The sequence below is a fragment of the Sphingobium sp. RC1 genome (genome assembly GCF_059738765.1).
Genome location: NZ_AP027306.1, coordinates 837,496 through 853,319, shown reverse-complemented (window position 1 = coordinate 853,319; position 15,824 = coordinate 837,496). Strand labels below are relative to the sequence as shown.

The 15,824-nt window shown below is 61.9% G+C and carries 14 protein-coding genes; 4 read left to right on the top strand and 10 right to left on the bottom strand.

Features of this window, described 5'->3' with window-relative positions; genetic code table 11:
* Positions 1-4 precede the first annotated feature (4 nt).
* From AC6JBC_RS04115 to AC6JBC_RS04090, 6 genes are all read right to left on the bottom strand, one after another.
* Positions 5-1,351, bottom strand: a complete 1,347-nt coding sequence (locus AC6JBC_RS04115; RefSeq protein WP_498025542.1) for a sensor histidine kinase — start codon at positions 1,349-1,351, stop codon at positions 5-7.
* The gene (locus tag AC6JBC_RS04110; protein ID WP_498025541.1) at positions 1,348-2,067 is read right to left on the bottom strand and encodes a response regulator; all 720 of its coding nucleotides are present in this window, start codon (positions 2,065-2,067) and stop codon (positions 1,348-1,350) included. The genes AC6JBC_RS04115 and AC6JBC_RS04110 overlap by 4 nt, the downstream gene beginning before the upstream one ends.
* Positions 2,068-2,136: 69 nt before the next feature.
* Positions 2,137-2,790, bottom strand: a complete 654-nt coding sequence (locus AC6JBC_RS04105) for an EF-hand domain-containing protein (RefSeq protein WP_498025539.1) — start codon at positions 2,788-2,790, stop codon at positions 2,137-2,139.
* A gap of 160 nt (positions 2,791-2,950) precedes the next feature.
* A complete protein-coding gene (locus tag AC6JBC_RS04100) occupies positions 2,951-4,168 on the bottom strand; it encodes an argininosuccinate synthase (protein WP_464787293.1) in 1,218 nt (405 codons plus the stop codon).
* A 166-nt stretch (positions 4,169-4,334) separates the two neighbouring features.
* On the bottom strand, positions 4,335-5,279 hold the full coding sequence (locus AC6JBC_RS04095) for an LPXTG cell wall anchor domain-containing protein (protein ID WP_498025537.1): 945 nt from the start codon (positions 5,277-5,279) through the stop codon (positions 4,335-4,337).
* A gap of 167 nt (positions 5,280-5,446) precedes the next feature.
* A complete protein-coding gene (locus AC6JBC_RS04090) occupies positions 5,447-5,641 on the bottom strand; it encodes a DUF4169 family protein (RefSeq protein ID WP_498025536.1) in 195 nt (64 codons plus the stop codon).
* 318 nt (positions 5,642-5,959) lie between these two features.
* On the opposite strand from AC6JBC_RS04090, the gene AC6JBC_RS04085 reads away from it, so the two are divergent.
* The 4 genes from AC6JBC_RS04085 (at position 5,960) to AC6JBC_RS04070 (ending at position 10,503) form a co-directional block, all read left to right on the top strand.
* Entirely contained in the window at positions 5,960-7,516 is a 1,557-nt protein-coding gene (locus tag AC6JBC_RS04085) for a hypothetical protein (protein ID WP_498025535.1), read from the top strand.
* Between the two features lie 86 nt (positions 7,517-7,602).
* Entirely contained in the window at positions 7,603-7,824 is a 222-nt protein-coding gene (locus AC6JBC_RS04080; protein WP_498025534.1) for a hypothetical protein, read from the top strand.
* A gap of 17 nt (positions 7,825-7,841) precedes the next feature.
* Entirely contained in the window at positions 7,842-9,227 is a 1,386-nt protein-coding gene (locus AC6JBC_RS04075; protein WP_498025533.1) for a class I SAM-dependent methyltransferase, read from the top strand.
* 52 nt (positions 9,228-9,279) lie between these two features.
* Positions 9,280-10,503, top strand: a complete 1,224-nt coding sequence (locus tag AC6JBC_RS04070) for a CDP-glycerol glycerophosphotransferase family protein (RefSeq protein WP_498025532.1) — start codon at positions 9,280-9,282, stop codon at positions 10,501-10,503.
* Between the two features lie 20 nt (positions 10,504-10,523).
* Here AC6JBC_RS04070 and AC6JBC_RS04065 read toward each other — a convergent pair whose 3' ends face one another.
* Genes AC6JBC_RS04065 through AC6JBC_RS04050 form a run of 4 tightly spaced genes read right to left on the bottom strand, consistent with a single transcriptional unit; the run spans position 10,524 to position 15,725 of the window.
* On the bottom strand, positions 10,524-12,203 hold the full coding sequence (locus AC6JBC_RS04065) for a hypothetical protein (protein ID WP_498025531.1): 1,680 nt from the start codon (positions 12,201-12,203) through the stop codon (positions 10,524-10,526).
* A complete protein-coding gene (locus tag AC6JBC_RS04060) occupies positions 12,200-13,144 on the bottom strand; it encodes a lysylphosphatidylglycerol synthase transmembrane domain-containing protein (RefSeq protein ID WP_498025530.1) in 945 nt (314 codons plus the stop codon). Before AC6JBC_RS04060 ends, AC6JBC_RS04065 begins: the two co-directional genes overlap by 4 nt.
* Positions 13,144-14,760, bottom strand: coding sequence for a hypothetical protein (locus tag AC6JBC_RS04055; protein WP_498025529.1), 1,617 nt, complete (start codon positions 14,758-14,760; stop codon positions 13,144-13,146). The genes AC6JBC_RS04060 and AC6JBC_RS04055 overlap by 1 nt, the downstream gene beginning before the upstream one ends.
* A complete protein-coding gene (locus AC6JBC_RS04050; RefSeq protein ID WP_498025528.1) occupies positions 14,757-15,725 on the bottom strand; it encodes a glycosyltransferase family 2 protein in 969 nt (322 codons plus the stop codon). The genes AC6JBC_RS04055 and AC6JBC_RS04050 overlap by 4 nt, the downstream gene beginning before the upstream one ends.
* Positions 15,726-15,824: the final 99 nt, after the last annotated feature.

Below are 15,824 nucleotides of genomic sequence, written 5' to 3'. Positions count from 1 at the left end.
CCGCTCAAACCGGCAACACCAAACTCGCCTCCAGCCCGCCACCAGCCCGGTTCACCAGCCTCAGCGCGCCCCCATGCTCCGCCATGATAGCGCGCACCAGCGCCAGTCCCAGCCCAGCCCCCCCAGTCTCCCGGTTCCGCGACCCCTCCAGCCGGGTGAAGGGCTCCATCATCTCCTCCATCCGATCCTCGCTGATACCCGGCCCATCATCCGCCACGACCAGCCGGATCGCGCCATCCTCGCGCACCACGGACACATGCGCCCGCTCGCCATAGACGATCGCATTCTCGATCAAATTGCGCAGCGCCCGCCTGATCTGCTGCGGCCTGACCGAAGCCACCGCCCGCACACTATCCGCCATCTCCGCAGGCGAACCCAGCTCAATGAAATCCTCCACGACAGCATCAGCCAGCGCGGAAAGATCAACCTTCTGCGCCGCCTCCGTGCTCCGCCCGGCCCGCGCAAGGGACAGAATATCCTCCAGCATCCGATTCATCTCATCGATCGTCTGCGACATGCGCGCCCGCTCGCCCTCATCCTCCACCGACTCCGCCCGCACCCGCAGCGACGCCAGCGGCGTCCGCAAATCATGGCCGATCGCGCCCAGCATCCGGTCCTTTTCATCCAGCATCGCAAAGATGCGGCCGCGCATCGCGTTGAAGGCGGTGGTCAGCTCCCGCACATCCCCCGGCCCGCGCTCTTCCACCGCATCGGCCGATCCCGTGCGCGCGAACTGCTGCGCCGACCGCGTCAACTGCCCCAAAGGCCGCGCCAGCCGTCGCCCGACCCACAGCAGCGGCAACAGCACGATCACATAAAGGGTCAGCGTCTGCCAGGCGAGCCAGCCGCCAAAGCGCGGCGCCCGGTTGCCCGCCCGCGTCTGGGTCACGACCCATTGTCCCGGCGCATATTCGGCCGCCATCGTCAGCCGCCCGCCGCGCGCCGCGCCGCGCATGTCGCCCATGGCGCGCATCCTGACGCTATCGATCCGACGCAGGGGCGGACGCTGATCCCCCTCGACCACCCACACCGATCGCACGGGCAGCCCCACATCCGCGAACATCGCCAGCGCCCGCCGCTCGACCTCGGGCCGCCGCTCGCCAGTCAGGACCGGCGCAGCATTTAAGAAGCGCGCCCGTGGCGGCCGATTGCGCGCGGGCGGCTCGCCCCGGCTGTCCAGCGCATCCACGATACGATAGACGCCCGGCGCCGTCTGCGCGGTCAGCGTCAGTCGGTTACGTTCCCGCAGCAGCAGCCCGAAGTTGATCGCCTGCGCCACGAACAGCGCGATTGCCACCAGGACGATGATCTGCCCGACCAGGCTTTGGGGCCAAAAGCGAAAGCGCCTCACAGCTTCCTCACATCGGCGGACAGCGTGTAGCCGCCCCCCCACACCGTCTTGATCAGCGTCGGGTTCTTAGGGTCAGGCTCGATCTTCTTGCGCAACCGGCTGATCTGATTGTCTATCGCCCGGTCGAACGCATTGGCTTCCCGCCCCTGCGTGATGTCGAGCAGTTGGTCCCGGCTCAACACCTGATTGGGCCGCGTCGCAAAGGCCATCATCAGATTATATTCGGCCGTCGACAGCGGCAGCGCCACGCCTTCCTGATCCACCAGCACCCGCTCCTGCGACTTCAGCAGCCAGCCCGCAAAGGCATAGGTCGCCCCGTCAGGCGCCGTCACCCGCTGGCCGCCCGTCGCCACGCGGCGAAAGATCACCTTGATCCGCGCCACCAGTTCGCGCGGGGAAAAGGGCTTCAGCACATAATCATCCGCCCCCATCTCCAGCCCGACGATGCGATCCGTCTCCTCCGACTTGGCGGTCAGCAGGATGACCGGAATCTCGCTCGTCTCGCGGATATGGCGGCACAGCGACAACCCGTCCTCGCCCGGCATCATGATGTCCAGGATCACCAAATCGATCGCGTTGGCATTGAGCCGCAACCGCGCCTCCGCCGCACTTTCGACGGCCGTCACGCGAAATCCGTTGCGGATAAGATATTGCGCCAGCGGCTCGCGGATCGAACGCTCGTCATCGACGAGCAGCAGATGGGGTTTTTCACTCATGGGGAATATCTGTCACGACTATCAGCAGCTTGGAAGGGTGAAGGACGCTGCCTCCACCCTTCCGGACGATCAGTTCTTCGGCGCGGCGTCCGCCCCACGGCGGGCCTGCCAGGCATCGCGCATCGCCTGACGGGCGGCCTTCATTTCATCCGCCGTGACGAAGCCGTCCTTGTTGCTGTCGGCCTTGTCGAACATCGCGAGCGGCCCGGCCATGAACTCGGCGCGGGTGAGGACGCCGTCCTTCATCGCCTCGCCCCGCATTCCGCCACGTCCATGGAACATCATGCCGCCGCCATGACCACCATGACCGCGCCCGCCAAAGCGGTGGCCTTCGCGCCCGTCCCGGCCTTCACGGTCGCCATCCCCGCGGCCAAAGCGGCCCTGATGCCCGGCGGCAAATTCTGCCTTGCTGATCTGACCATTGCGGTCGGTGTCCAGCGCAGCAAAGCGCTGATCCAGCCGCGCCTGACGGCGAATGTCCCGATCTTCCTTCGTCAGCTTGCCGTCGCGATTGGCATCCATCTTGACGAAGCGCGCGTCGAGTGCGGCGGTCAGCTCAGCCTTGCTGATCTTTCCGTCCTTGTTCGCGTCGGCCATCATCATCATGCCGCCATGACGACCGGAACCACCGTCGCCCGGCTGCGCCATCGCCAGATGCGACGCCGCCAGCCCGCCAACGACCAGCGCGCCGACAGCAGCGGTGCCCAGAAATTTGCGGATCATCTCTTTTCTTCCTTCCAAGGGGTCACGAACGGCCAACGCCGTCCTTGGAACCCCTTATGAGGCAGACTTGTCCCGCAAACTTGTCATGTCACGGCCGAATTTGTCGCAATTTGTAATGAGGCTTCTCCCCTCCCCTGGAGGGGAGGGGCTATTAGCAGCATCAGCCGTCCCGACGCCCCAGCAACCGCAGACGCAGCGCGTTCAGCTTGATAAAGCCCGCCGCATCCCGCTGGTCATAAGCGCCCGCATCATCCTCGAACGTCACCACCTTCTCGCTGTAGAGCGAATAAGGCGACTTGCGCCCGACGACCTGAACGCCGCCCTTGTAGAGCTTCAGCCGAACCGTGCCCGTCACCTTCTCCTGGCTATGGTCGATCGCGGCCTGCAACATCTCGCGCTCGGGCGAGAACCAGAAGCCGTTATAGATCAGCTCGGCATAGCGCGGCGCCAGCTCATCCTTCAGATGCGCCGCACCCCGGTCCAGCGTCAGCTGCTCGATACCGCGATGGGCAAGGTGATAGATGGTGCCACCCGGCGTTTCATACATGCCGCGCGACTTCATGCCGACGAAGCGGTTTTCGACCAGATCGAGCCGGCCGATGCCATGCTTGCGGCCATATTCGTTCAACGTTTCCAGCAAAGTCGCCGGGCTCATGCCCACGCCATTGATCGCCACGCCGTCGCCACGTTCGAAATCGACCGTGATATATTCGGGCGCGTCGGGCGCGTCCTCGGGATTGACCGTGCGCGAGAAGACATAGTCCGGCACTTCTTCCCACGGATCTTCCAGCACCTTGCCCTCGGACGAAGTGTGCAGCATGTTCGCATCGGTCGAAAACGGGCTTTCGCCACGCTTGTCGCGTGGGATCGGAATCTGGTGCTGCTCGGCGAATTCGATCAGCTTCGTACGGCTGGCCAGGTCCCACTCACGCCACGGCGCGATCACCTTGATGTCAGGTGACAACGCATAATAGCCTAGTTCGAAACGTACCTGATCATTGCCCTTGCCGGTCGCGCCATGGCTGACGGCATCCGCGCCGACCATCTTCGCAATCTCGATCTGCCGCTTGGCGATCAGCGGGCGGGCAATCGATGTGCCCAGCAGATACAGCCCCTCATACATCGCGTTGCCGCGCATCATCGGGAAGACATAGTCCTTCACGAACTCTTCGCGCAGGTCGTCGATGAAGATATGCTCATCCTTGACACCCATCAGCTTGGCCTTCTGCCGCGCAGGCTCCAGCTCCTCGCCCTGCCCCAGATCGGCCGTAAAGGTTACGACCTCGCACTGGTAGGTCTGCTGCAACCATTTCAGGATCACGCTGGTGTCGAGCCCTCCCGAGAAGGCAAGGACAATGCGGTTGATCTTATCGGACATGGGTGGAGCGACCTTCCTTCAAACTTGGCCTGCAAAACTGGCGCGAAATTACCGGCGCGCCGGTATCAGGGGTCGGCCCCAAGTGCAACCGAATCGACGTGCGCAGGTCATGCAAACGGGGCGGCACCGTGCGATGCCGCCCCTGTCTGGCTGATAGTCCGGTGACTTAGCGCGTTTGCGGCGTGAATGTCATCCGGCGATTCCGATCCGCGCCCATCCGATAGACGGTCTGCACCTGCGGTTCGGCATGAATGGTCTGCGGCGGTACATGGGCAGGCGCGTCGGTAAAGGATGCTCGCTCCCCCTTCTCCTGTTGCGCCAGCAGGAACCGCGCCCGGGCCAACCGCTTGCGATGTGTGCGGAAAGGATTCTCTGCGCTAGGGGCAGCGGCGACCATCGCCTCCAGACTGGAGCCGTAAGCAGCCCCGGCCGCAAGAGGCGCACGCATGGGCGCACGCTCAGCCGCCGGCTCCATAAAGGCGGGCGCGACCGCGACAGGCGTGACCGGGGCCGCAAGGACCTCCTCGTCAACCCCCGCAATGTTGCGGCGGCGACGAACGGCAGCAGCCCCGCCCAGCCCCGCAAGCAGCAGCACGCCACCGCCCAAGGCCCACAGAAGCGATTCCTTTGTGCCAGTATCGGCAGCACCAACCTCACGCGCCTCAGCGGCAGGCGGTTTGGCGGGCGCAGCTTCGCTCACGACAGGCGGCGGAACAAAGGCAGCTTCACGCTCAGGCGCCGCCACCACAGGCCGCGCCTCTGCCCTCTCGATCGACTGCGAAGCAGCAGGCCGCTCAACTTGCGCGCGCGGTGCAGTTCGAACCGGCGTGGAAGCCACTCGCGCGCTCTGTCGGCTGGCCGCAGGTTCCACCGCCGTCTCGGCTTCCGAAGCAGCCACCGCAGCATCCAGCCGTTCTTCGACCGAAGCGGTCGGCTGGACCATCGGCTGCGGCACCGTTTGAGCAGGCGCCACCACCGGCGGAGGCACGACAACAGGCGGCGAACCCGCGTCAGGAACAGTTTCCTGCGCAAAAGAACAGGTTGAACCAAGGGCTAGAACAGCGGCAATCGCGGCACCAGCCGGGCGAGCAGATTGAATATATCCTCTCATAGCCCAAGTTGAACCAATGACCTTTTCAATTGACCGCACACCTGGTCACGGATTCACGATGAGTTGATTTTCCCAAGAGACGAATTGTTGCAGACACGAGAGGGATGAACATCCATTCATCTCATTTGACCTAAAAGGCCTTGAACGACTGCTTGCCGTCCTAAACACTATTCAACCCGATCGACGTCACCGTCCCGCCGGTTACCGTCCAACAGCCGATCCTGCCGCGCCTCCTCAATCCGCCGCACCTCACGCTCAGCCTTGGTCTGGCCGAACTTCGCCCGGTTTGCAGCCGCCACCTGCTCCTTATCCTTCCGCATCTTGGCCTTGCGCGCCTGCCGTAGATTGATGATGTCCGCCATACGGCCTCCCCTAGCGATGCTGACATGGAGACTGAAGAGCGGCTTCTATCGAACATATTCATTCTTCGAGTGTCAGCCATAGCAATCCCCGAGCGGGATGAAAAACTCGGTTAAATAGCAAAACAGGCAACGGGACGACGCTGGCGCGCGGCGGTTGCAGATCGCATGGTTTCACTCCACGCCCCGTGCGCAACGGAGGCCTTCCGCTCGACTTCGTCAGACGATGATTCTAGAGGCATTCACATTTTTGCAGGATAGGACGGCGGAAAGTTGGCGCCAGGAGCAGAGAAAGCGGGAGATGAATTGCCACCTCCCAACGTGCGTGACATAGCTTCCGGCGCGGCCTTGCGCGCGATCGGAGCGGCATCAGCAGCTCTAGGCGCCTTGTTGCTCAACCTGCTGCTTTTTCACCGCTATCCTCTATGGACCGTTGAATCTCTCGTCGCACTGATGGTGCTGATAGGCGTAGCTTCGATCTATGGCTTGCTGTACGCCGCAGCCAACCGGTGGATCAGGGCTTTTCTGGAAGCTCTACTGATCGCCGTGATCATCGATGGCGGCGGGGCCTTGGCGCCCTGGCCCATGGTGGCGGGCGCCGTTGTGCTCCTCTTCACGCTCCTTACCCGGCGCTCGATCTTATCCTTCGTCACTGTCGCCGCTTTGGTCGCAGCAGCGTCCAGTCTGGCGGGGCTCGGGCAGCATCGGGAACAAGCTTTTACGGAGGTGACCAAAGCTCCAATCCGCAGCCGCAGCCCAGCAGGTCTGCCTGCCATCGTGCATATCATACTGGACGAGCATGGCGGCATCGACGGCATGCCGATGGACAATCCCCGCACGCCGCAAGTCCGCGAGGCCCTCCAACATTTCTATATCGGCAACGGCTTCCGACTCTACAGCCGGGCGCATAGCGATTATGCTTATACCCTGAATTCCGTGCCACAAGTGCTGAACTTCGGCCAGGTTCAAGAGCCTGGCAGCAGCAAGGAAATGAAACAAAAGGTCGAGCATACGGCCTATTTCGACCTGCTCGCGCGGCGCGGTCATCACATCAACGTGTATCAGTCCGAATTTCTCGACATGTGCGCTTCCGCCTCCATCGCTCACTGCGTAACCTATCAGTCGCAGGACATGGGCGCGGTCGCCACATCCCGCCTGACGACCGCCAGCAAGGTCAGCATAATCCTGCGCAAGCTGACCTCACGCTCGGTTCGCAAAGTGGGAGGGTTCCTTTACAATGGCGTGCGCAAGCTCGGTGTGCCCCTGCCATTCCGCGACATTTCCGATATCCGCATGAACCCTCTCAATGCGGCTGCTGCATTCGACAGGTTCAACGCGGACCTTGCCAAGGCCAAGCCGGGCGACATCTATTTCGCTCACATCCTGCTGCCACATTCGCCCTTTGGCCTGACCGAAGACTGCCGCCTGAAGGAAGGTGCCTGGATCAGACGTGAGCGACCGGGTGCACTTCGTCCCAGGCAGGACGCGGGTTATGACCAGTTGCTGTGCGCGCTGCGCAAGACCGAAACAGCCTTTCGCACTATCAGTCAATCAGCAGCGGGCGATAATTTCGTCATGATCGTGCATGGCGACCACGGTTCCAGAACGACCAACGCCAAGCCCTTCGTGGATCAGGCGGCGATTATGACAGACGCCGAAAAACTTGCCAATTTCTCGACCCTCTTCGCTGTGCGCGGCCCCGCGATCCCACCGGGTAAGGACGCCTCCCCACTGTCGCTTTCCACCTTGGTCACGGGGCTCACCCAATCCCGCTATACCGTCGCGCCGACCGGGCACGGGACACGGCCCAGCCAGGTCTTCCTGGATGATGAGAAGCATGTTCCACGCATGAAAATCAACTTGCCCGCCGGATGGTGACGCCCGTCGCTTGGGGGCGTGGTTGCGTATTGTCGTAAAACAGTCTTTTCGCTAAGCAGTCACGAAATTGAAACACAGGATGTCATGTGAAAAAGTCTTTCGTCCCATTCGGCCTGTTCGGTGCCTTGCTCGTTTCGCTCAGCACTCCGGCATTCGCCTATCTTGACGGCGCCACGGGCAGCATGCTCATCCAGGCCGTAATCGGCGGCGTCGCCGCAGCCGGGATGTTCGGTCGCCACTTCATCGGAAAGATCAAAACTGCGGTGGCCTCGGTTCTCCGCAAAGACGGCTCGCAGCGCGACAACTGATCATGAACGGAGATTTGGTGAGCGACGCCGGGTCGTTTCGCGACCCCGGCAGCCGCGTTTTCGTGCGCGGGCAACGCGTATTCCGATCGGTCAAGCCTGCCGCCGCTCCGGCCTATGAGGCGGCTCGAGATTCAGGTTTACTCCGCCACTTGGCTGACCAACGCATGCTGGTCGATTGGGAAGAGCATGACCCGGCCAGCCTGGGGAACGATCTCGCCGAAGCGACTTACGCGCTGGAACACCCGCGTATCCCGTTCATCTCCTATCCCTATGAGTGGACCTTTTCCCTGCATAAACAGGCGGCCATTCACCACCTGGACGTTCAGTTGGAAGCGCTCGCACGTGGCTTCGCGCTGTCCGACGCGACCGCTTACAATATACAGTTCATCGGCAACCGCCCTGTCTTCATCGACCATGGATCGTTCATCCCGTACAAGGATGGCGACATCTGGATCGGTCATCGCCAATTCTGCATGCAGTTCCTCAACCCGCTCATCTTCTGGGCGCGTTTCGGCGTTTCTCCGGCGCATTGGTTCAGGGGGAGCCTGGAAGGGATCGCACCGGAAGATCTTGCCCCGCTCTTGCGGTGGAAGGATAATTTCTCCTGGACCATAATGGCCCATGTGACAGCTCAGGCCGCGTTGCAGACGCGATCCCTGCGCAAAGGGCAGATTGCCGGAAAGCCCAGTGAACGCAAGCTGCCACGCAACTCGCTGAAAGCGATGCTGGAGGGATTGCGACGCTATATCAGCGAGCTCAAGCTCAAGGGAAGCGAAACCGTCTGGGGCGATTACGCGCAGGACAATAGCTATGCGGCACCCGAAGCCGCGGCGAAACGCGCATTCGTCGGTGAAATGGCAGCTGCGGTGAAACCGGGCCTGATGTTCGACCTGGGCTGCAATTCCGGCGATTATTCCTTGGCCGCGATGGAAAATGGCGCGGCTTCCGTGGTGGGTTTCGATTTCGACTATGGCGCGCTCGAACGCGCGCATCACCGCTTTCAGGGCGCCGATACCCCTTTCCTGCCCTTATGGCTGGACGCGGCGAACCCCAGCCCCTCCCAAGGTTGGGCACAGGCGGAGCGCAAAGGCCTGATGGAGCGGGCTTCGAGTGCGGACGCGCTCGTGGCGCTTGCCTTCATCCACCATATCGCCATTGGGCGGAATGTTCCGCTGGATATGGCCGTCGACTGGATCATGGGGCTGGCGCCTGTCGGCATCATCGAATTCCCGCCAAAATCGGATCCGATGGTCCGCAAACTGCTTGCACAACGTGAGGACATCTTCCCGGATTACAGCGAAGAGTGTTTCCTCAAATATGTATCGAAGCGCGCGCGGATCGTTCGCCAGCAGCATCTGTCCGAAGGCGGACGCCTGCTCCTCTGGTACGACCGCCGCAGCTAAAGCGAACATCCAGCTTTGACGGGATTGCGGCGGGCGACTAGAGAGCCCGGTCATGCAGCCGCACCCGTCCAAGGCCATTGTACCTGAGCGTTCCGTCGTTTTCCTGTTCAATCATGACGCAATGCATCAATTGGCCCACACGGCCGGTATCTTGAAGGCTCTGGCTGAGACCGCGCCGAGCCTCCCCCTGGTTTGTGCCTATGGCACTCCGGCGATCGCCCAAGGCGTCCGCGATGCCGTCGGAACCACGGCGGCTGCCCGCATATCATGGTTCGACCTCAGCGTTCCGCAAACCGGTCTTGCAACCCGACTGCTGAATCGGATCGCCCCCGCAGAGCGGCTTTCCCGCCTTTCCCATCACGCCAGCGCGCTTCAAAATGCATCGTTGATCGTCAGTCCGGAAAGGACCTGCCTTCAACTGAAAAAGCATTGGAAAGGCGGCGGACCGCAATTCATGTTTGTGCCGCATGGCGCAGGCGACCGATCCGTAACCTATCATCGGGACATGGCTGAATTCGACGCGATGCTCGTGTCAGGTCCAAAGGTCGCGGATGAGATGATCCGTCATGGCCTCGCCCAACAAAGGTCAGTCGCGATCATCGGCTATCCGAAATTCGACCTGATCGACAGAAACGCACCGCGCGATTTCTTTGCAAACGGCCGTCCAACCTTTGTCTACAATCCACATTTCGATCCGCACCTGTCCAGCTGGTATCGTCACGGCCACGATATCATCAACTGGTTCGCTTTCGGCCCTGGGCAAACCTGTAATCTCATCTTCGCACCCCATGTGCTGCTGTTCCGCAAGAAACTGCACATATCGCTCGAATATAAGGTGATGAAGCGGCGGCCGGATTTGGACGCCCGCTGGAAAAGCTGCAACAATATTCTTATCGACGTCGACAGCGACCGGCTAAGCGACATGAGTTATACGCTAGGTTCAGATGCCTATATCGGTGACGTCAGCAGCCAGATCTACGAATTTCTGTGGAGGCCAAGGCCCGCCTTCTTCATCGACACCCATGCGCGGGATCATCGTGGGGAACTGCCCTACCTCTCATGGACCGCCGGGGATGTTTTTCGTTCCTCGGAAGAACTCTTGGCCTGCCTTCCCCATTTCAGGGAGAGAGGCCGCCATTTCCGCGCGCGGCAAGAGGAAATATTCCAGTATACGATGGCAAATTCTGCCGAGCCTTCCTCAACACGGGGCGCCCACGCCATTCGTTCATGGCTGGAAAAGGGGCATTTCGATCTAGCCGATGGCGGACTGGTTTGAACCGCCCCTTATCGACGGTTTCAAGACAGGCAGGATGCAAACAGCGCAATCCAGCCCGGTCCCTCGACGATATGGCAGCGTGTACGCCCCAGGGCCTCGGCCTCTTCAAACATGGGGCTCACTTCAATCGTTGAAGGCAAGACTGCCTTGTAGCTTTCCGGCAGGTCGCCTCGGGTCAGAAAATTCCGGTCAAAGACGAGCAGATCGACGCGATAGCGCCTGATATAGTTTCGCACGCTTTGGAGCTCGTCGAAGCGCCCCATTGTCAGGGAGGCCTCCAGACCTGCCTGACTCTCCCTATGGTAGCGCTTGTGATAGGGAATATCATGTTCCGGCGTCGCCAGCACCGATCGACCGGTCAATGCGGGGATGAAACTCAGATCATCGGATATGCCCGCTATGCGTGTACCCGGCGGCGTCCGCACTATGAAGGCGAGAAGGTCCGGATGCTCGGCATGAACCACTCGCGTTTTGGGCGTCGCGAATATCCCGACTGCCACTGCCAAAGCGAACAGCATCATCGCCATTCGAGCAAATGGTTGCGCTAATATCTTGCGCTCCAGCAACCAGTTCCATGCGCGACCGGCCCAAAGGCCAGACGCAAGGCTGCCCATGATCAACAATACCGGCTGGCTGTATCGAGCAGGCAGATGGAATGTGAAGGCGACCAGCGCAGCGATTAGATAGCAGAGGGCGGTGGCAACCAGCGCATAGGGAAACAGGACATAGGCCCGATTGCTCTCTGCCGGGGAGTCTTCACCAGCACCTGGCCCGCGCCGGACCCGGACCCGGACCCAGAGCACCAGCATGGGAATGACGCTCAGCAGCAGATTGACCAGAAGGCGCGGATCACCATTGCCCTGACAATTGATGATGGCGGGAAGATATCCGATGCGCGGCGAACATAGCCAGGCGATGTCTCCGCCCCGCCCAACGATACTGCTGCGACCGCCAACGCTCATCAGGCTGGGCATGCTTCGCGCTTCGCCAAGGCGCAGGACCGGCCCCCAATCGCCCATGCCCGCCTTAAAGAGCGAGGCTGATCCGAGGACGAGGATCGCGGCCAGGGCGAGCAGGGCCACGCTTCGCCAGGACAGGGAAAACCCAATCGGGAAACGCCAGCCCACTATCCAAAGCGAAAAAATGCCGAGGCACGTGATCGCGGGCGCTGGATAGACGATGCTGAGCAGCAAAAGCCCCGCGATTGTGAGGCCGTACCGTCGCGTTGGCAGACCGATCAGCGTCAGAAGGATCAGCGGCGACGCGAAGGCGCGCGGCGTTCCCGAAAAAATGGAATCATTGTGAATGATCGCGGCCATGACAAACAGCGTCGCCATCAGGCGGCGGCGCGCGTCGACCGTGAAGCAGGCGCTCAGCTTCCAGGCCAGAACCGCTGTTATCGCGACCAGAGGAAATGCGAGCGACTTGGCGAACAGCACGGGCGCGACACCCAGGGCAGCGGCTATGTGCAGGAGCGCTCCATAGAGGGGCGGCGCCGTTTGCTGCCAATAATCCGCCAAAACGTCACCTGGCCGCGATGTCGGATCATACAGTCTGCTGGTCCAGCTCAGGAACTGACGGGCGTCATCGGCGATCGCCCATGGATGGAGCAGGAAAGCCTGAACCGCATAAACCAGCAGGGTAATCAGCGTCAGCCCCGCCAACAGCGGGACGCTTTTCGATTTTGCACCGCCGATCATGGCCTCACAGCTGCCTCGCTGCGTCCCTGCCAATAATCACGCACGAACGGCGCACCGGCGATCGCGGGCAGCAGATATCTCGATGTCGCCAGCACGCCGACCGCCGCGCCCGCCGCGGGCGAAAGCCACTGCGAATAGAAATGGATGATCGCCGCGTCCCGGCTACCAATCCCCGCCATCGTAAGTGGCAGCAACCCCGCCAGAATCGACAAGGTCGCGAACGCCATATTATCGAGCAGCGGGACATTGGCATGGACCGCCTTGGTGAATAGCCAGAACTGCCCAAGATGCCCCGCCCAGATGGCGACCGAGAAGAATACCGTGCTCCACGCCCGCGCGGGACGCGACCAGAACCAGTCCGCCATCACCGACCATTCCTGCATGAAGCCATCCAGCCGTGTCGAAATCTTGCCTGGCATGAACCCGATGGCCCAGAGCAGCGGGCGCCGCGCCGTGCTGAACGGCGCCATCAGCAGCGCCAGCAGCAGGAACAGCCCTGCGACCGCCAGCGTGCACAGCCACAGCAGCCAATCCGGCCCTGCCGTCCAGATAAGCGCGAATGTGCCCCACAGGAGCAACGCGGCCATGTCCATCATCTTCTCGAACACGACCAGAGACACGGCGCGCTCGGCCGGAAAACCATATTTCTGCGCCAGCACCCACCCCTTCGCGATGTCGCCCATCTTTGACGGCAGCACCGCGTTCAGGGTGGAAGCTGACAATATCAGCCGCAGGCACGCGCCAAAGGGGATCGGCGACCGGCTCAGCATGGCAAAGCGCCACGCGGTAGCGAGCGTCAGCGGCACGGCGGCAAGCAGGCTCATCGCCAGCCAGAGCCGGTTCGAATGACGGAACACGTCGATAACGCGGCCCGCATCGACACTGGCCCAGATCACCACCAGGATGACGAGGCTGACGGCAACGCTCAGCAGCTTGCGCATCAGCCTTCGGCCCCGTCGCGCGAAACCCGGCGCTCGATGACCAGCGGTTCGCCTGCGCCAAGCCCGCGAACCAAATGCGTGAGGTCCTGCCAAGGCTGCAAATGATTCGCCTGCCAGACCCGCGCCATGATCGTGGTCGATGACGTCTGAAAGCCGCCAATGCCGACCGAAGCGACGTCCTGCCACCCCTCGTCCGCAAAGATTTCATCACGGATGGTGACACCCTCGCCGTCCCAACGCAGGCTCCGCTGGAAACGGAACGGCGCGTCCTTCCGCCCGGTCACAAGGATCTTCTGGAGCAACCGGCGCACAAGATCGGGGAAGAAGCGGCCAAGGCTCACCATCATGCACCGCAGGATCACCGACTTGACCGGCGTCAGCAGCGTCGATTTCGCCCACGCCATCTTGCCCGCGACATCGAACCCGTCCTCGTCCCGGCGCACCTCATAGTCGCCCGGCAGATGCTGAACCGCCGCCCGGCCAGCCGTGGTCGCGATTGTGATCCCGCTATCGGCAAGGCTCAGCCGATCGCCCGCGAAAAACTGAAACGCCCCTCCCTGCCGCAGCCCGGCAAAGAGCGCCCGCCCACCACGCCGCTGGACAATCAACCCAGCGCCCGGAAACCATGCCGACGACCCGGCGGACGGCGAAGCCCCAACCCGATCAGTCCGCCATTCGGACCAGCAAAGCAGCCAGCTCCACACATGATGCCCGATGATATGATCGTCGGAATAGCAAGGCGGCCCGTCCCGCTCGAACAGCGCCATCGCCCGGTCAGTGACAAGCGTCGCCTCTGGCATCCACGCGCCAGCAATCTCGAACCCATGCGGAAAGAAATTCTGCGTTCCCCGACTGGTGTAAGCGCCGCCCACCGTGCCATCCGGATGCACGAAATGCGCGAAGAAGCTGATCGCCCGGCGGCACGCCTCACGCAACCCAAGATCAGGCCGCCGCCGGTCGCTCTCCGCCAGCAGGCCGATCGTCAGGCTCAGATAGCCCGGATCAGCGCCGCCATATTCGTCGAACCAACCTTCCTCATGCTGCCATGACAGCAGCCGCGCCACCCGCGCGCGCAGCGGCTCTTCCCACTCCGGCCCATCCAAAGCCGACATGCGGATCAGGTTGGCGACGATCAGCGCCTCATGGTTCGACAGACGCCCCGATTCCTGATGGGTCGCCAGCCACCCTGCCCGCTTACGGAAAAAAGCCCGGATTTCGGCATCGTCATCGACCCCAATGATCCGCGCTGCCTCGATGCAGGCAAGCAGCGAAAAAGCCGCTGCTCCAGCCGCCCGCTCAAACGGATAATAATCGTCGCAAGACCCGTCGGCATGCGCCGATCTCGCCGCAAACCTGATCCCCGCCGCTACAAAATCGCGGATGGCGGGCGCCTGGAAATACGCATTGCCTGGCGCATCCAGCGACCAGGCCAGCGCCAGCGGATAGACGAATTCCTGGCTCATCCCGCACGGGAAATCGATCATGCGGTAATGCCAGTAAAGCCGATCGAAACAGCCATAGGTGCGGCTGACCGGCGTCCGGTCCAGCAGCGTCAGGATCTTCGGTATCTCACCCAGAGCCTGCCGCGCCAGCAGATCGCGCCGCGAAATCGTCATAGCGCGCTGCCGTCCTTCAGCACGTCATAGGATGAAGGCATGTCACGCATGCGAAGCTGCAAATCATGGATCATGCGCCGGGTGACGAGCAACTGCTCGCCAAGCAGCCCCGCTATCCACATCAGCGCCGCCAGCACCAGCAGGCATGACGCCGCCACCAGGCTCGGAACATGCGCCCGCTCGGTGCCGCCCGCGAACAGCAGCATCCATCGGATCACCAGACCCGCACCGATCGCCAGCGGCGGCAGGCTCAGGTAGAAGAAGGTCATCCCCGGCTTGTAGATGAAGAAGGTCCGCGTGATCGACTTCATCGACCGCCAGACATAATTGTGCATCGATCGCAACAGGCGCGATGGCCGCGTCTCGCCGTTGACGCGGATCGGAACCGAGGTAATCGGGATGTTCGACAGCCCCGCCTGGATGATGGATTCCAGCGTGTAGGTATAAGTGTCGAAGACGTTGATCTCCAACGCAGCCGTGCGCGCGATCGCCCGGAAGCCGCTGGGCGCGTCATGAATATCGGCCTGCGAAGCCATGCGCACGACTTTGGTCCCCAGCCACTGGAGCTTGCGCTTGACCCAGGAAAAATGGGCGATGGTGGAAATCGGCCGATCGCCGATCACCATCTGCGCGCGCCGTTCCAATATCGGCTGGATCAGCAGTGGTATGTCGTCCGCATTATATTGATTATCGGCATCGGTATTGACGATGATGTCCGCACCCTCCGCCAGGCACCGCTTCAGCCCCGCCATGAACGCATAGGCAAGGCCGCGATTGACCGGCAGGTCGACGACATGATCCACCCCATGGGCCAGCGCCACTTCGACTGTTCGATCGGTGCTGCCATCATTGATGATCAGCCATTCGACCTTGTCCACGCCCGGAATATGTCTGGGCAGAGCGGCCAGTGCCTCCGGCAAGGATTCTTCTTCATTCAGGCACGGAATCTGTATTATTAACTTCATATGCTCCGCTCTTTTGCCGATTGAACCGCTGGCGCGGGTCCGATAACGCGCAATCCGCATTTCCCTTCATTTGTCAATCGCCGGGCGGGACCATGAGCA